Origin of the sequence: Micromonospora sp. DT231, assembly GCF_049847025.1 — a bacterium.
GTDB lineage: Bacteria > Actinomycetota > Actinomycetes > Mycobacteriales > Micromonosporaceae > Micromonospora.
In genome coordinates this window covers 124,920-144,987 of the sequence record NZ_JBNCNO010000001.1, presented here as the reverse complement: position 1 = coordinate 144,987, position 20,068 = coordinate 124,920, and the positions used below count along the sequence as shown (strand labels likewise).

Genomic DNA, 20,068 nt, shown 5'->3' with positions numbered 1-20,068 from the left:
CCGGCCATGGTCGGCGCACTCACGATGGTCGACGTGACCGCGTCCAAGCATCTGCCCAGCCGCAGCGGTCGATCGGGAAGCACCTCCACGATCGCCGCACCTTGCCGGCGGCAGATCCGTACGCCTGATGTTGTGCTGCGGTGATGTGTCTTGATGAGGAGGCGGCGCCACGCTCGCTGACCGGCCGGCGGCGCAGGCTCGGGTTCTGCAGGGCCGGGGGCAGGTAGGCCTGGTCGAGCCGGGTGACATCGGTGCCGGGTGCGACGATCTCGTCGATCCGGTCGAGGATCTCGTCGGTGAGCGTGACGTCGACGCCCGCGAGCAGGCTGTCGAGGTGCTCCATCGTGCGCGGGCCGAGGATTGCGCTGGTCACGCCGGGGTGTGCGATGGCGAATGCCATGGCGAGGTGGGTCAACGGCATGCCTGCCGCGTCGGCCACCTACTCCCCCTTGACCGGGCTCGCGCCGGGCCGCCAACCAGTGGCTGCCTCCCGAGAGGGTTCTCTGGTACCCGGCCGTCCACGCGGAGGGGAACTTCCGCGTGGGCGGTCGGGACGAGTTCGAGGCCCGGGCAGCTCAGGCCTCGTAGGCCAGGTTGGGGCGCAGCCAGCGTTCGACCTCGTCCACCGTCATCCCGCGGCGGGCGGCGTAGTCGGTGATTTGGTCCTTTCCCAGGCGGCCGACGGTGAAGTAACGCGAGTCGGGGTGCTGGAAGATCAGGCCGCTGACGGCGGCGGCCGGGGTCATCGCGTACGACTCGGTGAGTCCCACCCCGATGGTGTCGGTGCCGAGCAGCGTGAACAGGTCCTTCTTCTCGCTGTGGTCGGGGCTGGCCGGATAACCGAGGGCGGGCCGGATGCCACGGAACCGCTCGGCGTGCAGGTCCTCCAGCGTGGGCTTGGCGTCGGGCTCGAACCACTCGCGGCGGGCCTGCAGGTGCAGGTATTCGGCGAACGCCTCGGCCAGCCGGTCCGCCAGCGCCTTGACCATGATGGCCCGGTAGTCGTCCTGCTCGCCCTCGTAGTGCGTGGCCAGAGTGTCGGCGCCGTGGATGCCAAGCGCGAAGCCGCCCAGGTAGTCACCGGTTGGCGCGACGTAGTCGGCCAGGCTGCGATTGGCCCGCCCGGCCGGCTTCCTGGTCTGCTGACGCAGCATCGGGAAGCGCACGCCGTTGTCGAGCACGATGTCGTCGCCCTCGCTGTGGGCGGCCCAGAAGCCGTACCGGCCGCGGGCCGTGAACGAGCCGTCCGTGATGATCTTGTCGAGCAGCTCGTTGGCGTCGTCGTAGAGCTCACGGGCGACCGGCTGCTCCAGGATGGCCGGGAACTTGCCCTTGAGCTCCCAGGCCAGGAACAGGAACTGCCAGTCGATCAATTCGCGCAACGTGGCGATCGAGGGCTGCTCCTCCCGTACGCCGGTGAACGCCGGAGTGGGCAGGTCGCTGAAGTCGACCGACTCGCGGTTGGCCCGCGCGGCTTCGAGGGTGAGCAGCGGCTGGGCGTGCCGGTTGGCGTGCTGCTCGCGTAGCCGCTCCTGCTCGATCCGGTTGCTCTCGTCGAGCTTGCTTGCCCGGTCGGCGTCGAGCAGGTCGGACACCACGCCGACGACCCGGGACGCGTCGAGCACGTGCACCGTCGTCCCCTCGTACGCCGGCGCGATCCGCACCGCCGTGTGCTGCCGGGACGTGGTCGCCCCTCCGATCAGCAAGGGCAGTGTGAAGCCGCGGCGCTGCATCTCGGCTCCGACCGCGACCATCTCGTCGAGCGACGGGGTGATCAGCCCGGACAGGCCGATCACGTCGGCCTTCTCGGCGATCGCCGTCTCGAGGATCTTGGCCGCGGGCACCATCACGCCGAGGTCGATGACCTCGTAGTTGTTGCAGCCGAGCACCACGCCCACGATGTTCTTGCCGATGTCGTGCACGTCGCCCTTGACCGTCGCGAGCACGACCTTGCCCTGACCGCGGTCGGCTTCGACCCGACCCTCCAGCCGGGCCTGCTCCTTCTCGGCCTCCATGAAGGGCTCGAGGTAGGCCACCGACCGCTTCATCACCCGGGCGCTCTTGACCACCTGCGGCAAGAACATCTTGCCCGAGCCGAACAGGTCACCGACGATTTTCATGCCCTCCATCAGGGGACCCTCGATCACCTCGAGCGGCCGGGGCAGCAGCTGCCGGGCCTCCTCGGTGTCCTCCTCGATGAAGTCGACGATGCCATGCACGAGCGCGTACGAGAGGCGCTCGTCGACGGGCGCCTCCCGCCAGGACAGGTCAACCGCGCGCTGCTTGCCCTCACCCTTGACCGTGGCGGCGAACTCGACGAGTCGGTCGGTCGCGTCCGGCCGCCGGTCGAACAGCACGTCCTCGACCAGCGCCAGCAGATCAGCCGGAATGTCCTGGTAGACGGCCAACTGACCGGCGTTGACGATGCCCATGTCGAGGCCGGCCTGAACCGCGTGGAACAGGAACGCCGAGTGCATCGCCTCGCGGACCACGTCGTTGCCGCGGAACGAGAACGACAGGTTGGAGATACCACCGCTGGTGCGCGCGCCGGGACAGCGCTGCTTGATCAGCGGCAGTGCCTCGATGAAAGCCTTGGCGTATCCGTTGTGCTCGCTGATGCCCGTCGCCACGGCCAGCACATTGGGGTCGAAGATGATGTCCTCGGGAGCGAACCCGGCCTCGTGCACCAACAGGTCGTAGGCCCGTCCGCAGATCGCCACCTTGCGGTCGCGGGTGTCAGCCTGGCCCTGCTCGTCGAAGGCCATGACGACCACGCCGGCGCCGAAGTTGCGGATCTGCTGGGCCTGCTGGAGGAAGGCCTCCGGACCCTCCTTCAGGCTGATCGAGTTGACCACACCCTTGCCCTGCACACACTTGAGACCGGCCTCGAGAACGCTCCACCTGGAACTGTCGATCATCACCGGGATCCGGGCCACCTCGGGCTCGGTGGCGATCAGGTTGAGGAACGTGGTCATCGCGAGCTCGCTGTCGAGGAGGTCGGCGTCCATGTTCACGTCGAGCAGGTTCGCGCCGCCGCGTACCTGCTCGAGCGCGACGCCGACGGCGCCCTGGTAGTCGTCGGCCTCGATCAGCCGGCGGAACCGGGCCGAGCCGGTGACATTGGTGCGCTCGCCGATCATCACGAATCCGGTGTCCGGGCCGATCGCGAACGGCTCCAGGCCGGAGAACCGGGTCGTCCGCGGCTCGCCGGCCAGCACCCGCGGCGCCTGGCCGGCGACCGCTTGGGCGATTTTCGCGATGTGCGCCGGGGTGGTGCCGCAGCAGCCTCCAACGATGTTGACCAGGCCGTCGGCCACGAACTCGCCGACCAGCGCTGCGGTCTCCTCGGGGGTCTCGTCGTAGCCGCCGAACGCGTTCGGCAGGCCGGCGTTGGGGTGCGAGGCGACACATGTGCCCGCGAACCGGGCCAGATCAGCCACGTGCGGGCGCATCTCGAGCGCGCCGAGCGAGCAGTTCACGCCGACGACCAGCGGCTGGGCCCGCTCGATCGAGCGCCAAACCGCCTCCACGGTCTGCCCGGAGAGAGTGCGGCCGGACAGGTCGACGAACAACGAGATCCAGAGCGGAAGGTCGGGCGCCACCTCGCGGGCCGCCGCGACGGCCGCCTTCGCGTTCAGCGTGTCGAAGACCGTCTCGATCAGCAGCAGGTCGACGCCGCCCTCGGCCAGCGCCGCGATCTGCTCGGCGTACGACGCCTTGACCTGGTCGAAGGTGACCGCCCGGAAGGCCGGGTCGTCGACCTTGGGCGAGAGCGAGAGCGTGACGTTGAGCGGCCCGACCGAACCGGCGACGAATCGGCCGCCCGCCTCGTCGGCCGCCCGCCGGGCCAGGCGAGCGCCCTGGACGTTCATGTCGCGTACCAGCGACTCCAGGCCGTAGTCGGCCTGGCCGATGCTGGTCGCGGTGAACGTGTTGGTGGTCGTGATGTCGGCACCGGCGGCGAGATACTGCCGGTGGATGTCGAGGATCAGATCGGGCCGGGTCACGTTGAGCAGATCCGGATCCCCACTGACGTCCTGCGGATGATCGGGGGGAACCACACCGCCGGCCCGGTAGTCGTCGGGCGTCAGCTTTGCCGCCTGGAGCATCGTGCCCCAGGCGCCGTCGAGGACCAGGACCCGCTCGCTCAGCAGACGTCGCAGCTCAGCAGTTGTCGCGCTTCTCTCCACACCGACCACCTCCGTTACAACGGAGGCGCCCTTGGTCGGTTACACCCTCCTGCCACGGTCAGAACCGCGACGGGTGGGCGCCGGACGAGCGTGGCGAGGCCCGATCTTGCGGGCCCCGTCGCAGCGCCTCTCGTCCCGAACACATGAAGGTACCCGACTGTCGGTCACCGTCGTCGTGGGCGCCAACCACTGAGATTCGAGCGGGACCATCAGAGGGAGCCGAAGCCGGAGAAACGGCAGCAGGTCCGCCGGATCGGTTGGATGGACCCGGGCCGTTCACCTTCGTCGCCGGTATCGGGCCGGCCCTGATCTTCGTGCGCGCCCGTCCTGAAACGACCGCGCGCGGACCGCCGCGTGATGCAGTCCGCGGCACGGCCATCGTGCCTCCCGGCCCAGCTCGGGCCCACGGCGGGAGGAGTTGCCGGGATGGGAGTGGACGCAACGGAGCTCGAGTAGGGGAAGGGCCGGGCGCCGAGGAGTCCGGGACGAAACGAGATGAGGACGCGTAGACATGATCCCTCTGAAGACCTGACGGAAGGCATGGGAGAAGAGCCGACGTCGACGTCGGCGACCGATGCACGGAAAGGAGGTGTCAGGTCTACAGAGCAGGCGGCGTCACGCGGGGTGAAGTCCTCTCGTGAGTGGGTTGGAGAAGAAGGATCCAGTTGCACGGTAGGGCGGGACGGGCCGGTGAGGCCACCAGTTTTGTCGAGGTGTCGAGCACTGGGGGTCGGGGTCGGCGAGGGGGAGGTTCGCCGATCCGGACGGGATGCGAGGCTGAACGCGTGGCTCCGGGATCGACGTACACGTGGACAACGCCGGCTGCCCGGCGGCCTGGTACGCACCGTGGACGCGTCGGTGCGTCCGAAGACCGGCGCAAGCGCGGTGGAGTGTTACGGAACCGGGCTCGCCAGTCCCCGAGCCGGCGCGACGCCCGCCCGCCGCTGACGCCCGGATGAACTTGGTGTCGGCATTCGTGCCGATCTGGATCCTCACCGCGGTCGGCTACGCGGCCTGTCGGTGGGGCCTGCTGGGCGAGGCGGCGGCGTCGGTGCTCGGCCGATTCGTCTTCCACCTTGCGATGCCGTCGGCCCTGTTCCTAGCCCTGTCCCGAATGCCGCTCTCCGGGTTCGCCGGCCGCTCGCTGCTCGCCTTCGGGGTGAGCACGGTCGCGGTCGTCGGGTTCGGGTGGGTCGGCGCGAGCTGGCTGTTCGGTCGCGAGCCCGGCGAACGGCCGATCTGGGGCATGGCCGCCGGGTACGTCAATTCGGCGAACCTCGGCATCCCGGTCGCGACGCAGGTTCTCGGCAACGTGTCGTTCCTGGCGGAGGTGGTGCTGCTGCAGGTGCTGGTGGTGACGCCCGTAATCCTGGTCGCTCTGGACCGGCACAGCGACCCGGCCGGGCGGGTACGGGTCCGCCGTATCGCCTCCCTGCCGGTCCGCAACCCGGTGATCCTGGCGTCGCTGCTCGGTGTCGCGTGCTCGGCTGCCGGCCTGCATCTGCCGTCGACGGCCGGCGCGTCGCTCACCCTGCTGTCGGGCGCCGCGGTTCCGGCCGCCCTGGTCGCCCTCGGCGCGTCGATGCACCGCACGGCGCCGTCGCGGGCCAAGCCGGCCGAGCTGGGCGAGCTGGCCGTGATCACCGCGCTGAAGCTCGTCGCACAGCCGGTCATCGCGTACGCGGCCGGGCTGGCCCTGCACCTGTCCGCGCCGCAGTTGCTCGCCGTGGTGGTGTGCGCGGGCCTGCCGACAGCGCAGAACACGTTCATCTTCAGTCAGGAGTACGGCGTCGGCGAGGCGGTGGCCAACCGCACGGTGATGGTGACCACGACGCTCTCGCTGGCCACCCTGGCCACGGCGGCGGCGCTGCTCGGGTAGGTCCGTCAGCTCGCTCGTCCAACAATCGGGCTGAGTCACGCCGACCATGGCGCTGGCCGAGGCTCCAGCGAGGTGCTGGAGCCTCGGCGTCCTTCGCCGTGCTCGACTCAGCGGGGAACGCCACAGCCTGCGTGTGTTCGGCCGCCGGAGCGATCTCGGTCGATCAGGCCTGCAGGCGTACGCGGCGGCGCCGTGCGACAAGCACCAGCACGGTGCCGACCGCGATGGCGACCGCGGCAGCGCCGACGAACAGCATGGGGTTGTCGCCGGTGATCGGCAGGCCCGGGCCGTTGCTCGACGACGCCGACGGTGACGGCGCCGTCGTCGAAGTCGGCGTCGCCGTCGAAGTCGGCATCGAGGTCGAAGTCGGCGTCGCCGTCGCCGTCGCCGTCGAAGTCGGCGTCGCAGTCGGCGTCGCCGTCGAGGTCGGCGTGGAGGTCGGCGTCGCGCTCGGCGAGCTCACGGCGACCTTCTTCGCCGCCACGAAGATGCGCGGCTCGTCGCTGTCGCCGGCGCGGACCTGCGCCAGCGTGTTGTCGCCCTCGCCGTTCTCGCCGGCCAGGATCTTCCAGCCCGCCGGGGCGGTGAAGGTCAGCAGGACGTCGCCGGTTGGGAGGTGGGCGAAACGGAAGAGGCCCTTGGCGTCCGTGCTGGCCTCGGCGTACCTCGTCTTGCCGTCGTCGCTGGTGGCGACGACCTTGACACCCGGGACGCCGGGCGTCCGGGGCGTCCACTCGGCGGCATCGGACTCACCCTGGAAGACGTAGCCACCGAGATCGCCGAAGGCGCCCGTCACCGGCAGCCGTACGCTGGTGATGTTGTCAGCGTCGTTGGCCTCGCCGTTGTCCGCGGCAAGCGAGAAGGCGACGAATCCGTAGCCGGACTTCCACGCCACGTGGTTGGTCTTGCCGGTGATCTGAACGGTCTTGGTGACGCCGGCGGCGAGGTCGAAGCCGGTCGACAGCACACCGTAGGCGACACCGTCGACGCCCCCGCTGTCGCCGCCGGTGTAGTGCACGTGCTTCGCGGCGACGGAGCTCTTGTTCTTCACCGTGACCGTGATGGTGAAGGTCTCACCCTCGGCGTAGTTGGCCTTGTCGGCCGCGGAGGTCACCGCGATGTCCGGCTTGGGCTTGGCGGCCAGGGCGGCCGTTGCCGGAAGGACGGCCACGAGCACCCCCATGAGGGCGGCGGCGGCAAGTTTGCGCATGGAGGTCTCCGTAATGGGGAACGGGAATCAGCGTGATGCTAGCGGCTGGGCGAGTCGCTCCGCTGCCCCAAGATCAAGAACGTGATCGGAAAGCGTCCCGGTCACGGTTGGCGTGATGATCGAGTGAACGCTCAGCGGCACGTGCGGATAGTCACCGACGGACAGGCGGGAGTACGCATTCTGTTGCTCCCAATCTGCTTCCGGATCAACGGGCGAGCTCGTCCTCGACGAACGCGGGCCTCGCAAGCGTGATCGCCGGGATGGTCGCCACGAGGGCGACAGCGAGCAGGAACAGCAGCGGCAGGGCCCATCCGCCGCTCACGTCGTGCAGCAGCCCGACCAGCAGCGGACCGAGCGCGCCGAGCGCGTACGCGACCCCCTGAGAGAAGCCGCTCAGCGCGACGGTGCCGTCGTGGGAACGGGTGCGAACGTTGATGAGCACGAGGCAGACCGGGAACAGGATCGACCCCGAGCCGATCAGCAGCACCCAGAGCAGTGTGAGTGTCGCGGGCGCGAGCAGCAGGCCGAGGTAGCCGAACACGAAGCTCGCGACACCGGCGGCGATCAGCCAGCCGACATTGCGCAGTCGTGCGACGAGTAGGGGCGCGATGAACGCGCCGGGCACGCTGATGAGTCCGGTGACGGCGAGCAGCACACCGGCCTCGGTCGGCGTCGATCCGGCGATGTCGCCGAGGATCTCGGGCAGCCACGCGAAAGCCGCGTACGTGCAGATCGTGCTTGTCGAGAACACGACGGTGATCGACAGGGCCACGCGTGATCGCCACAGACGCGTGACGACTGCGGAAGGCGGGGACTCGACGGCGACGGCATCCGAGCGCCGCTGGCGGCGCTCGCGCGCGATGATGACGAGCCACGGAAGGAGCGCGGCTATCGAGGTCACCGACCAGACGCCGAGCAAGAACCGCCAGCCGGTCTGCTCGGCGACCGGAGCGGCGACCGCGGCGGGCACGGCCGTGCCGACGCCCACGATGCAGACGTAGAGGGCGGTCAGCAGCGCTACCCGGTCGGGAAAGTAGCGCCGCACGATCGGCGGCAGCAGCACATTGCCGATGCCCGTGCCGGCGAGCGCGACGACACTGCCGACGAGCAGCACCGCGAAGCCCGGGGCACATGCGCGCACGAGGTGGCCGAGGGTCATGAGCAGCAGCGCGAGCGCGATGCCGCCCTCGAGGCCGACGCCACGGGCGACGCGCGGCGCAATGAACCCGGATGCCGCCAACAGGATCGGTGGCAACGTGCCGAGCAGCCCGACACCGATGGTGGATATCGGGATGTCCGCCCGGATGTCGCCGAGGATCGGCGATATCGTCGCCACCGCCTGGCGCAGGGTGAATGCGACGAGCACGATGCCCAGCAGCGCGGCCGTGCGTCCCGCCCACAGCGGAAGGCGGCGGTGCTCGGACACCCCCCGAGCCTAGTACTCCGTCCGGAGATGTTGACCTTGGGCCCCGGGCAACCTCTAGCCGACGTAACGCCTGGTACTCGTCGTCGACGAGTGTGAGCCGACCCGCTCAGGCCACTCGGAACACCGGCCACCCGATCTCGGTGCGCCACGCGGCCGGATCGCTCGCGTCCCGAGGTCCGACGAGGTAGACCTCCCGCACGGGCCCCGCCACCGACATCGCGTTCTTCACGACCCAGGAACCGAGCTCGCCGTAGGTGACCTCGATGCCATCGTGCTCGCCGACGTGGGTGGCCACCGCCAGTTCCGCGGCGGGCAGGGTCGCGGCGTGCACCCGCCCGGTACGAGGTGGAGCGGCCGTCGGCAGGTACACCAACGCCTGACCGCGGCCCTGCTCGAACAGGGAGTTGTCGTAGGTGCCACCCGGTGGACCGGTTACCGCGTCGCCAACGGCCACCTCCAACTCGGCCATCGCGCCGGCGAACCAGGCTTCGACCTCGCCCTCGTCGACCACGGCCGCCACCGCCGCGACCGTGCGCGCGGGCTCGGCACGGAGTTCCACCTTGATCGGCGCGGGGGCGGGCCGGAGCAGGCGGCGCAGCGACGCGACCGCGGCTCGGGTGCGGTCGAGTTCGGCCTCCAGGCGTTGGAGGTGGTCGGCGACCAGGGTCGCGCGGACACCGGGGTCCGGGGACCGCAGGATCCGCTGCACGTCGGCCAGGGGGACGTCGAGTTCGCGGAGCCGGTTGATGACCTGGGCGGTCGGGATCTGCTCGACGGCGTAGTAGCGGTAGCCGGAGGTCTCGTCCACCACGGCGGGTTCCAGCAGGTCGCTCTCGTGGTACCGACGCAGGGTCCGCACGCTCAGGTGGGTCAGGCGCGAAAACTCCCCGATTGTCAGCATCCTCGCAGTATGAAGGCTCCCCCAGGGGGAGAGTCCAGCGCTTGACCTTCCTGCATCGCGAGGCCACAGGGTGGGCTCATGACACAGCACGACGGCCTCCGGTCCGATCCACTCCCCGCCACCGTCAGCGGTTTCCTCGCCGCTCACGTCGTTCGCGACGCCGACACCGCATCCTCGTTCTTCGCCGAGGACGCGGTGGCCGTCGATCAGGGCGCGTCCTTCCGCGGTCGGGAGCAGATCTACGCGTTCCTGCGGGACGCCGGCTCCGAGTTCGAGTACACGACCGACCAGATCGGTGCTGCCCGCATCGACGACGACCACTGGATGGTGACCCTGCGGCTCGAGGGAACCTTCCCGGGCGGCGTCGCCGAACTCGACTACCGGTTCACCATCCGTGAGGACGTCGTCACCGAACTCGTCATCGCCAACCACGGATCCTGACAAGACCCGCGCCACGTCAAGCTTCAGAGGAGAGAGAATGGCTACTTCGGATCGCGATCGTCTCGACGGACGCCGCGCGTTGGTCACGGGCGGATCGAAGGGCTCAGGCAAGGCCGTCGTCGAGAGACTGCGGGAGATGGGCGCCGACGTCTACGTGACGGCCCGGACGATGCCCGAGGGGTACGAGCACCCCGACCGGTTCATCGAGGCCGACACCTCGACGGTCGAGGGCACGAAGGCGGTGGCCGACCGGATCGCCGAGACCGGCGGCGCACTGGACATCCTGGTGCACGTCGTCGGAGGTGCCTCGACGCCGTCCGGCGGGTTCGCGGTCATCACCGACGAGCAGTGGATGATCGAGCTGAACGTGAACCTCCTCGGAGCGGTACGGCTCGATCGCGCTCTCCTCCCGGCGATGATCGAGTCCGGGTCGGCGGTCGTGCTGCACTTCACCTCGATCCAGCGCGAACTTCCTCAGTACGACGCGTCCCTGGCCTACGCGGCGGCGAAAGCCGCGTTGCGCACCTACAGCAAGGGGCTCGCCAACGAGCTCGCCCCGCGCGGTGTCCGCGTCAACGCGATCAGCCCCGGCGGGATCGAGACGGAGGCCTACGAGAGGTTCGTGGACCGAATCGCCGAGGGCAACGGGATCAGCCGCGAACACGCCAAGCAGCGCATCTACGACTCCCTCGGAGGCGTACCCCTGGGACGGTTTGCCAACACTGAGGAGATCGCCGACCTGGTCGGGTTCCTGGTCTCGGACCGCGCCTCGGCCATCGTGGGCGCCGAGTACGTGATCGATGGCGGAACAGTCCCGACCGTCTGAGCCCGCAACCGGTCGGACAGGTAGGCGGCACGCGTCGGGAGAGGAGATGCCCGCCGGTGCAGCTCTCCGTCACGCGCCGGCCCCCACGCCCATCGGCGGCAGCCGGGCCTCGTCCTCGGTGAGGATGGCCTGGCGCAGGTCCCGCAGCCGCCGGCTCGGCTCCAGGCCGAGTTCACGGCGCAGCGACGAGCGCAGCCGGTCGAAGGAGGCCAGCGCGTCGGCACCCCGCCCGCTGCCGTAGAGCGCGACCATGAAGGCCGCCTGTAGGCGGTCACGGCCGGGATGGGTCCGGGCCAGTGCGGTGAGTTCCGGTACGGCCCCTGCGTGCCGGCCCAAACTCAGCTGGACCTCCAGCCGTTCCTCGATCACCTGCAGTCGCGACTCCTCCAGGCTCATGGCCTCCGGCTCCAGCATGCCGTCGGCGAGACCGGCGATGGCGGGTCCGCGCCACAGGTTCTCGGCCCGCAGGAAGGACCCGACGGCCTCCGCCGCGCGACCCGCCGCCAGCGCCCGCCGAGCCCGATGGGCCTCGTCGTCGAACCGGGTCCGGTCCAGAGCGCCGGGCTCCACCGTCAGCAGGTAACCGCCTGGCCGGCGTACCAGCGAGCGCTCGGGCAGGCCGCCGGCGATGAGCTGACGGCGCAGGGCCGCAGCGCAGTTGCGGATCTGACTCGCCGCGGTGGCCGGCGGTCGCAGCGGCCACAGGCAGTCGACCAGGCTGTCGGCCGGGACCACCCGGCCGGCCCGCAGCAGCAGCACGGCCAGGATCCGCTGCTGCCGGCGTCCGCCGAGCGGCAGGGGCGTTCCATCGACGGACGCTTCCAGCGGGCCGAGGATCCGGAACTCCATACGATGACCTCCCTGCCGACCGCACCCCGCGCACGGCCTGGTCATCAGGTTGCCCAGCACGGGTTGGCGTTTCCTTGGCAGCGCCGTACGCTGCGGCACGGTCGGCGCCAGTTTCCGCGTCCGTGACCACCGGAACGGCGCGGCCGTCAAGAGCGGGAGCATCGGCCCGCCAGCACCGCCGCGTCACCCAGGCCCCGCCCCCGGAGGGACGGTCGGCTATCCGGCCCGGACGACGTCGACCGGACGGCCGTCGTGCCGCTCCAGCAGGGCCCGGACGATGTCCGCCTCGGGAGTGCCGAGCGGATCCAGGATGCTCAGCGCCTCCTGCCAGGCCCGCGAGGAATCCTCCAGGTAGCCAAGGGTGATCAGCGCGCGGGCGCGTACCAGGGGTGCCCCGATCGCCTCCGCGCGATGTGCCGCCTCGCCGGCGAGCCGGGCCGCCTGCACGGGGTCGCCGTGCCGCCGGGCGACCTCGCCCATCGCCGCCAGCGCGTCGATCTCGATCACCGCGGCGCCGGACTGTCGGGCCAACGTGACCGCCCGCTCCAGGGAGGAGTTGGCCAACAGCGGCGTCCGCTCGGCGACGGATGCGGCGAGACCGACCAGGGCCTCGGCCTCCGTCGCCAACAGGCGCGCCGACCTGGCCCACTCGGCGGCACGGGTGTACGTGGCCGCCGCACGGGTGGGGTCGCCGGTCAGCCGAAGCAGGCCCCCCTCGGCGATGTCGATCGACGCCTTGCAGTGCCAGTCGTCGCTACGGTCGGCGAGACGCTGCGCGGCGGCGAGCGCGGACCTCGCCTCCGGCACGTCGCCGCGTAGCGTGTGGATCTGGCCGATCCCGGCCAACGCATTCGCCTCGATTGACGCCATGCCGACCTCGTGGGCCGTCCGCACCGCTGCGTGGAGATCACTCAAGGCGGCCGGGTACTCACCCCGGATGATGCGCAGGAGGCCGAGGTTGTTGAGGATGACCGCCTCGTTGGGTCGTGCGCCGTCCTCCCGGTGGATGACGATGGCGGCGCTGAGCCGCTCGACCGCCAGCCGCAGTCGACCCGCCATGGCGTAGATCGTCCCGAGGTTGCTCGACATCACCGCGATGCCGTAACGGTGGCGGATCCGCTCGTACAGCCGCAACGCATGCTCGAAGCAGGCCGCCGCCTTCGCCAGTTGACCGAGGTCGCCGAAGACCGCGCCGAGCGAGCCGGCCGCGGCGGCCTGGCCCTGCGTGTGCCCGGCGCTGCGGAACAGGTGACCCGCCCGTCGGTTGTGCGCGATCGCGACCAGTTGGTTGCCCGTGAGGTGGTACACGTTGCCCAGACTCATGTGTGCCGACGCCCGCAGGGCCGGGAACCTGTCCCCACCCGACGCGTGCAGCGCTGCCTGCGCCACGAGCAACCAGTTCAGTGAATTGCGGGTGACCCAGAAGTACGTTCGCAGCTGGTCGGCGAGCAGGGCGGCCGCGGCCCTCGACGTGCCGTCTGCCCCCGCTCTGATCAGCGCCACCATGGTCGACTCCTCGGCCTCGAGCCAGGCCAGTGCCGCGTCACGGTCCGCGAGGCCAGCGTCACCGGCCGCCAGGCCCGCCGGCAGCTCCAGGCGGACCCGCCCCGGCGCCAACAGGTCACCGGCAGCCTGTGCGCGGACCAGGTACCACGCGAACAGGCGGGCGAGGACTGTCTGCGCCTCCGGTCGGCCGGCCTGCCGCGCACTGTGCTGGCCCGCGTAGCGCCCCAGCAGGTCGTGCAGCGCGACGCGATCGTCGTCGAACTCCAGCAGGTGCGCCGAGAAGAGTCGGGCCAACGTCCGACGGGCCGCGTCCAGGGTTGTCTGCGCCAGGTGCGCGACCGCGTCGACCGACAGCCTGATCCCCGGAACGGTGCCGAGGAGGCGGAACATCCGCTGGGCCTCACCGGGAAGCCGCGTATAGGAGAGGTCGAACGCCGCCTGCACGGCGACGCTCGGGTCGTCGTCGATCGCCAGGGCGGCGAGGCTCCGCTGCCGCAACTGCCGCACGTAGGCCGACACCGCGAGGTCAGGCTCGTCGTGCAGCAGCGCCGCCGCGATCCGCAGGGCCAGCGGGAGCCGACCGCAGACCTGGGCGAGGTCCCGGATCGCGTCGCGTTCGGCGGCTCGCGGGTCGGCACCGAGCAGGACGGTGAGCAGCTCGATCGCGTCCGGTTCCGGGAGCAGTCCGATGGTCAGGCGGTGGGCGTCCTGCTGGGCCACGAGCCCGGTCAGGCGGTCACGGCTGGTGACCACCACCAGGCTGGCCGCGGACCCGGGCAGCAACGGCCGCACCTGCTCGGCGTCGAGGGCGTTGTCCAGCACGATCAGCAGCCGGCGGTCGGCGACGACGGTGCGGTAGAGGGCCGCTGCCTCCTCCGGATCCGCCGGAATGCGGGCCGCCGGCAAGCCCAGACCCCGCAGCAGCGCGCCGAGCGCCTCCGCCGAGCGCATGGGCCGGCCGGCAGAGTAACCACGCAGGTTGAGGAAGAGCTGCCCATCCGGGAAGCGGTCCCGGACGCTGTGCGCCCACCGGATGGCGGTCGCCGTCTTTCCGACACCTGCCGTACCGACGACCGCGGAGAGGATCAGGACCTGCGGCCCTGCCGCGTTGGCGAGCAGGCGGTCGAGCTGACGCGACTCGGCGCCGCGGCCGACGAAATGCCCCGGCGGACGCGGTAGCTGCGCCGGCCCGCCAGGAGACGTCGGCGCGGCGTCCGAGGGTACGGTGGCGCGTGACAGCGTCCGGTAGGTCGCCTGGATCTGCGCTCCGGGAGCGACACCGAGGTCGGTGGCGAGCCGATCGGTGAGGGCGGTGTAGGCCGCGATGGCCTCGGTGCGACGGCCAATCCCGCTCAGGGCCAGCATCAGCAGCTCGACCGGGCGCTCGCGTGTCGGCGCCTCGCTGATCAGCTCGTGCAGCGGTGCCAACATCTCTCGGTGCTGGCCGGCGTCGAGGCGCGCGTCGAGCAACTCTTCCCGCGCGGTCAGACGTGCCTCGTCGAGATCCGGGAAGAGCCGGCCCCGCTGGGCGTCGTCGAAGACGTCGGCCAGGGCGGCGCCCCGCCACAGACCGAGCGCAATGCTGAGCATCGCGATGCGCTGATCGGCGTCGGTGACGCTCCTACTCTCGGCCACCAGGGCGGTGAACCGGTGCACGTCGACCCGCTCTGCCCGGATCTCCAGTGCGTAGCTGTTGGGTCGGGCGAGCAACGCGGGCTCCGTCGACCGGCCCAGCTCCAGCGTGGACCGCAGGTGCGAGATCATGGCCTGCAGGCCCGCTCGTGCCTGGGTCGGAGGCCGATCTTCCCAGAGCAGGTCGATGAGTCGCTCCGCGGAGTGGAACTGGCCCGGTCGCATCGAGAGGATGGCGAGCAGCCGTCGCTCCTGACGGCGTCGGATGGGCACGACCCGTCCGTCGATGACAGCCTCGACGGGGCCAAGCAGGCGCAGCTCCACAGCCGCAGGCTAACAAGACAAACCGACATCGCCAGAGGGCCATACGTCTATGCAACGCGTACCCGGCGGGCAGTTTCCCCGGGTCGACACCCAGCTTGCCGGATGACGGATCTCAGGGCCCCCGCGCCGCCGGGGGACCCTGACGTCCGCCTGCTGTTCAGCTGACCCAGGGGGTGCAGGTCCAGGCGCCGCCATTCAAGCTGAAGCAGGCCTGGTGCTCGTCGGAGTCGAGATCCTCGAGCATGTTGGTCCACACCCCGCCGTTGGTGGAGAGGAACTGCTTGCTGAGGCTGCCGGTGTACCACCAGCCGTAGGACGACCACACCCGGCGCTCGATGCGCACGGTGAACGTCGCACCCGCGTAGCGGACGTACTGGTCGTTCTGCAGGCGTGCCCAGGCCGCCCTGCAGCCCGGCGACTTCACGACGACGATGCCGAGTCCGCTGTCGTAGCCGCCGCCGGTCCAGCCGTACCGGGTGCCGCTGCACTGGCCGTTGGGGTTGACGTTGTGACAGCCGGTGCCCGAACACGCGGCCAGCGCGGGCGACGCCGGTACCGCCGTGGTGACCACGCCGAGTCCCAGGAACGCCACCAGGGCGATCAGCGCCGGCACCAGGCGATGCTTCCGAACCTTTCCTACCTTCATGCTGTTCTCCTCAGTCGTACTGCACGTCGTGGGGGTGATCCTGCGGCGTCGCCGCACTGCGGCCGCATCGTCAGGGCACCGCGCGGTGTCCTGCCGCCACCGCGGTGGGCGTGGGCGCCGGCGATGACGTCGTGATGCGCCGACGGTGAGCGCGGTTCCGACACTGCATCGACCCCAAGCCATCCTGGAGGAACGCAGTGTCCGCATCGCCGCCCCGCCCCGCGCCGCCGCGCGGGCTCAGTCCCGGCGCCGCCCGTCGCCGCGCCACCATCGCGCTCGCCACCGCCTCGATCGTCGCCGGCGGCGGTCTCGTGGTGCTCCCCGCGCCGGCCGCCGCGGCGCCGGACCCGCCCCCGAAGGTTGTGGCGTCCACCTCGATACCCCCCGGTCAGCGGGACTCCGCCCTCAAGCAGGGCTGGCGGACGTCGCAGGATCGGGCCTGGACCCTCTCCGGCGACATGAGCGGCCTGCACGTGCTCGTGGCGTCGGCAGCCTCCGGCTACAGCTGGACGACCGCCGCCACGCTGAGCGAGCCGGGGCTGGAGACCGACCAGTGGATCGGCAACGGCTGCCTCACCGAGTCGGGCCGGCGGCTGGTCGTCACGTACGCGCCGCGCGCCTACACCAACAAACCCGACCTGTTCGACCGCGGCGCCTTCGTGGCGGTCGTGGACCTCAAGGACCAGTCCGTCCGGAAGGTGGCCGCGCACGCGTCCCTCGCGTACTTCAGCCCCGGTTGCGGGACCGGTGAGAACGTCGTGCTGAGCACGTTCACCGGCGGCGACACCGGCTCGGGCAAGAGCCGCCTGACGCGGCTCGACGCCGCGACCGGCACCGTGGCCGCGCCGATCCAGGTGGCGGGCCAGCTCACCTCGGCGCTACCGGTCAAGGACGAGATCATCGCCGCGGACAACGGCGCGCTGGTCAAGGTCGACGGCAAGGGTCGCCGGTCGGCGGTCGCGAGGACCACAGGCGTACCGTTCCGGCTGGCGGCCAACGGCGACGCCGTCGTCTACATGGATGCCGACAGCAAGGCCGGCCGGGTCAAGCGGACCGTCGTGAAATCCGGCACGACGGCCACGCTGGCCGAGGGCGGCACGACCGACATGAACGTGGTCAGGGGCGCGGGCGGTCGGGTCGGCATCACCGGTACCCCCGGCACGGTGCACAAGCTGCCCACGGGTGTCGCGAAGCTCGACGCGAGCGTGCAGGCGGAGATGTCCAGCGAGGGTGACCTGCTGCTGGACGACATCAGGTGGACGACCGACCCACGGGCGGCGCAGACCGCGGACGGCAGCCGCGGACGGTCGCTCACCATGAAGGCCAAGGTGCCGGCGACCGGTCGCAGCGTGAACTTCGCGGTCACGCCCACCACGCCGACGTCGGGCGACGCCGGTGCTCGGGCGCACCCGAAGACGCCGGGGCGGGCCCGGTCGGCACCGAACGCCACGACGCTGGCGACACCACTGCACGACCCGGTCGACACGGCCGCCTGGTGCGCGATCCCCCGCAACGACGTGCGGGTACAGGTGTACCAGCCGCGCGCCCGGGAGATCGAGTGGGTCGTCGACATGGCGGTGCAGGACACGCTGATCCTCAACCGGGGCAACAACTTCAACCAGTCCGGCCTGCCCGGCTACAACGTCGCCGATTGGTTCCCGATGCGGCCGCTCAACGGCGGTGGCAACGTGCCCGCGCAGATCATGCTCGGCATCCTCGCCCAGGAGTCGAACATGTGGCAGGCCTCGCCGCACGTCCTGCCCGGCGAGTTCGGCAACCCGCTCATCGGCAACTACTACGGGCTGGACATCTACGACGCCGACACGAGCGACGACTGGACGATCCGCTGGGACAAGTCCGACTGCGGCTACGGCGTCGGGCAGGTCACCGACGGCATGCGTAAGCCCGGTTTCCAGAAGCCGAACGAGGTCCCGCTGCCGCACAACCAGCAGCTGGCCATCACCGTGGACTTCGCCGCGAACATCTCCCAGTCGCTGCGGATCCTGCAGGACAAGTGGAACCAGGTCCACGCGTACAACATGAAGGTCAACGGCGGCGACCCGCAGTACATCGAGAGCTGGTTCTTCGCGGTGTGGGCCTACAACACCGGGTTCTACGAGCCGCAGGGCAGCACGGACGGGCCGTGGGGTGTCGGCTGGGCGAACAACCCGGCCAACCCGCGGTACCCGGCCAACCGCAAGGCGTTCCTGGAGTTCACCTACGACGACGCGCGGCACCCGAGCCACTGGCCGTACCCGGAGAAGATCATGGGTTGGGCCGGCCACCCGCTCAACGCGATCGAGAAGCCGGACACCTACACCGACGGCTACCGGTACGCCTGGTGGAGCACGAACGACGGGCGCGAGCGGGTGAAGCCACACCTGCAGACGTTCTGCGACCAGTCCAACGACTGCTACTACGGCAACAACCTCCCGCCGACTGCGCCCGAGGTGATCGACGAGCCGGCCGGCCCGTGCCACCACGTGAACGTCATCGACGAACGGGACCTCAAGTGCTGGTACAACCAATCCGCGGACTGGAAACCAGGCTGTCTGGACTGTGGTAACGCCGCCATCAGGTACGACCCCGGCTGGGCGTATCCGGCCGCCGGGGTGAGCTACTACCCGAAGTGCGGCACCGACCTCCCGGCGAACGCGCTCGTGGTCGACGACGTGATCGACGACGTCGTCAGTCCACGCCGTGACGAGGCCGGTTGGTTCTGCACCCGACGAACGAACAGCGGCACGTTCACGCACGGGTTCGCCGGCGAGACGCAGAACGGCACGCTCCAGTATCCGGGCAAGATCGACCTGCACCAGGTCGGCGGCGGGTACGGCGCGCACTACTGGTTCACGCACACCCGCGAGCCGGGCAGCAACCTCTACGTCAGCGGGACGTGGACGCTGGACCGGACGGTGAACGGCTGGATGCGGGTCATGGTCCACATTCCCGACCACCTCGGTACCACGCAGCAGGCGGCGTACCGGATCACGACGAAGAACGGCGTGGTCAGGACCCGCATGGTCCAGCAACGCGGGTACGCGAACCGCTGGGTGGCGCTCGGCGTGTTCGAGTTCAACAACGTCCCGAAGGTGGAGCTGACCAACATGGTGTCGGACCTGACACCGGAGGAGTTGGCGCAACTGCGGGACGACGTGCCGACCAGCGGGCAGGGCGACCTGGCCCTGGGCCGGCCGCAGGAGAACGTGGCCTTCGACGCGGCGGCGTTCATCCCGCTGCCGGGCAAGCCGCAGCACCAGGTGGTGGCGCTCGGCGACTCGTTCTCGTCGGGCGAGGGCGCCTCGCCGGTGAACGGCTCGGACTACTACCGCGAGACGGACAACAACCGCGACAACGCCTTCCGCAACGGCTGCCACCGCTCGAAGAACGCGTGGTCGCGCAAGGCGGTGCTGCCCGGATCGTCCACGCCGATCGGGCCGCGGGCGGACATCACGAGCCAGCAGCACGACGTCAACATGGACTACCACCTGATCGCCTGCTCGGGCGCGGAGACGGAGAACATCCTGCCGCTGCGTACCGTCAGCAACGAGCCCCGCAACGCCGACAACGAACGGGGCAAGGGCCAGTACCTGGAGGTGTCCCAGCTCGACAAGGGCTACCTGGACGAGAACACCACGCTCGTCACGATCTCGATCGGCGGCAACGACGCGAAGTTCAGCTCGGTGATCAGGGAGTGCGTCTTCATGGCCGGCCCGCTGGACTGCTTCAAGGCGAAGCTGTCGGGCGAGACGGACACCGTGGACGTGTCGACCAGACGCCGCATCACCGACACGCTTCCCCGGTCGAACACGAAGGTGCTGGAGGAGATCCGCAAGAAGGCGCCGAACGCCAAGATCATGCTCATGGGGTACCCGAAGCTCGTCGAGATCGGCGGCGACCCGCTCTGCGCCCTCAAGCTCGTCCTCAGCGACGAGGAACGGGTGTGGCTGTCCGAGATGAGCGTGCTGCTGCGTGGCGAGCAGTTGGATGTCGTCCGCGACTTCAACACCGCGCACGGCGCGACGATCGCGTACTACTCCGACCCGATCGACGAGTTCGAGGGCAAGGCGGCCTGCGGCTCGCCGGCGGGCATCCACGGCATCGTGACGGACAAGTCGCCGGGTGACACCCCGGGCGGCCCGGCGTCGCAGCAGTCCTTCCACCCCAACAGCCCGACCGGTGTCAGCCTCTTCGCTCAATCGATGAATTTCACCGTCACCCAGATGTACCCGTGACGA

General features: G+C 70.2%; 12 protein-coding genes. 4 read left to right on the top strand and 8 right to left on the bottom strand.

What is annotated here, in order from left to right; all coding sequences use genetic code 11:
* Nucleotides 1-19 precede the first annotated feature (19 nt).
* Nucleotides 20-439, bottom strand: a complete 420-nt coding sequence (locus tag ACPXBU_RS00575; RefSeq protein WP_425755584.1) for an aldo/keto reductase — start codon at nucleotides 437-439, stop codon at nucleotides 20-22.
* Between the two features lie 136 nt (nucleotides 440-575).
* The gene (gene metH / locus ACPXBU_RS00570) at nucleotides 576-4,190 is read right to left on the bottom strand and encodes a methionine synthase (RefSeq protein WP_425755582.1); all 3,615 of its coding nucleotides are present in this window, start codon (nucleotides 4,188-4,190) and stop codon (nucleotides 576-578) included.
* Nucleotides 4,191-5,145: 955 nt separating this feature from the next.
* Here metH and ACPXBU_RS00565 point away from each other — a divergent pair.
* Nucleotides 5,146-6,069 (top strand): AEC family transporter, encoded by a 924-nt coding sequence (locus tag ACPXBU_RS00565; protein ID WP_425755580.1) that lies wholly within the window; start codon nucleotides 5,146-5,148, stop codon nucleotides 6,067-6,069.
* 163 nt (nucleotides 6,070-6,232) lie between these two features.
* Here ACPXBU_RS00565 and ACPXBU_RS00560 read toward each other — a convergent pair whose 3' ends face one another.
* The 3 genes from ACPXBU_RS00560 to ACPXBU_RS00550 form a co-directional block, all read right to left on the bottom strand.
* The gene (locus ACPXBU_RS00560) at nucleotides 6,233-7,279 is read right to left on the bottom strand and encodes an SdrD B-like domain-containing protein (protein WP_425755578.1); all 1,047 of its coding nucleotides are present in this window, start codon (nucleotides 7,277-7,279) and stop codon (nucleotides 6,233-6,235) included.
* 205 nt (nucleotides 7,280-7,484) lie between these two features.
* Entirely contained in the window at nucleotides 7,485-8,705 is a 1,221-nt protein-coding gene (locus ACPXBU_RS00555; RefSeq protein WP_425755577.1) for a CynX/NimT family MFS transporter, read from the bottom strand.
* 106 nt (nucleotides 8,706-8,811) lie between these two features.
* The gene (locus ACPXBU_RS00550; protein WP_393368161.1) at nucleotides 8,812-9,606 is read right to left on the bottom strand and encodes a MerR family transcriptional regulator; all 795 of its coding nucleotides are present in this window, start codon (nucleotides 9,604-9,606) and stop codon (nucleotides 8,812-8,814) included.
* 78 nt (nucleotides 9,607-9,684) lie between these two features.
* Here ACPXBU_RS00550 and ACPXBU_RS00545 point away from each other — a divergent pair, with 78 nt between their 5' ends.
* Together ACPXBU_RS00545 and ACPXBU_RS00540 are read left to right on the top strand one after the other, a co-directional pair.
* Entirely contained in the window at nucleotides 9,685-10,047 is a 363-nt protein-coding gene (locus ACPXBU_RS00545; RefSeq protein ID WP_393368159.1) for a nuclear transport factor 2 family protein, read from the top strand.
* A 37-nt stretch (nucleotides 10,048-10,084) separates the two neighbouring features.
* On the top strand, nucleotides 10,085-10,873 hold the full coding sequence (locus tag ACPXBU_RS00540) for an SDR family oxidoreductase (RefSeq protein ID WP_393368157.1): 789 nt from the start codon (nucleotides 10,085-10,087) through the stop codon (nucleotides 10,871-10,873).
* Nucleotides 10,874-10,942: 69 nt separating this feature from the next.
* On the opposite strand, the gene ACPXBU_RS00535 is transcribed toward ACPXBU_RS00540, so the two are convergent.
* The 3 genes from ACPXBU_RS00535 to ACPXBU_RS00525 all read right to left on the bottom strand — a co-directional run bounded on the left by ACPXBU_RS00535 (nucleotide 10,943) and on the right by ACPXBU_RS00525 (nucleotide 15,797).
* Complete coding sequence (locus tag ACPXBU_RS00535; RefSeq protein ID WP_425755573.1) at nucleotides 10,943-11,722, bottom strand: AfsR/SARP family transcriptional regulator; 780 nt, start codon at nucleotides 11,720-11,722, stop codon at nucleotides 10,943-10,945.
* Nucleotides 11,723-11,938: 216 nt separating this feature from the next.
* Nucleotides 11,939-15,184 (bottom strand): BTAD domain-containing putative transcriptional regulator, encoded by a 3,246-nt coding sequence (locus ACPXBU_RS00530; protein ID WP_425755571.1) that lies wholly within the window; start codon nucleotides 15,182-15,184, stop codon nucleotides 11,939-11,941.
* Between the two features lie 157 nt (nucleotides 15,185-15,341).
* Nucleotides 15,342-15,797: a hypothetical protein gene (locus ACPXBU_RS00525; RefSeq protein ID WP_393368154.1), complete on the bottom strand. Its 456-nt coding sequence runs from the start codon at nucleotides 15,795-15,797 to the stop codon at nucleotides 15,342-15,344.
* A 230-nt stretch (nucleotides 15,798-16,027) separates the two neighbouring features.
* Here ACPXBU_RS00525 and ACPXBU_RS00520 point away from each other — a divergent pair, with 230 nt between their 5' ends.
* Entirely contained in the window at nucleotides 16,028-20,065 is a 4,038-nt protein-coding gene (locus tag ACPXBU_RS00520; protein WP_425755569.1) for a hypothetical protein, read from the top strand.
* Nucleotides 20,066-20,068 lie beyond the last annotated feature (3 nt).

Bases quoted from the DNA above. Each gene is read 5' to 3' on its own strand.
- ACPXBU_RS00565 (WP_425755580.1), top strand. From the start codon at position 5,146: ATGAACTTGGTGTCGGCATTCGTGCCGATCTGGATCCTCACCGCGGTC.
- ACPXBU_RS00560 (WP_425755578.1), bottom strand. From the start codon at position 7,279: ATGCGCAAACTTGCCGCCGCCGCCCTCATGGGGGTGCTCGTGGCCGTC.
- ACPXBU_RS00550 (WP_393368161.1), bottom strand. From the start codon at position 9,606: ATGCTGACAATCGGGGAGTTTTCGCGCCTGACCCACCTGAGCGTGCGG.
- ACPXBU_RS00545 (WP_393368159.1), top strand. From the start codon at position 9,685: ATGACACAGCACGACGGCCTCCGGTCCGATCCACTCCCCGCCACCGTC.
- ACPXBU_RS00540 (WP_393368157.1), top strand. From the start codon at position 10,085: ATGGCTACTTCGGATCGCGATCGTCTCGACGGACGCCGCGCGTTGGTC.
- ACPXBU_RS00535 (WP_425755573.1), bottom strand. From the start codon at position 11,722: ATGGAGTTCCGGATCCTCGGCCCGCTGGAAGCGTCCGTCGATGGAACG.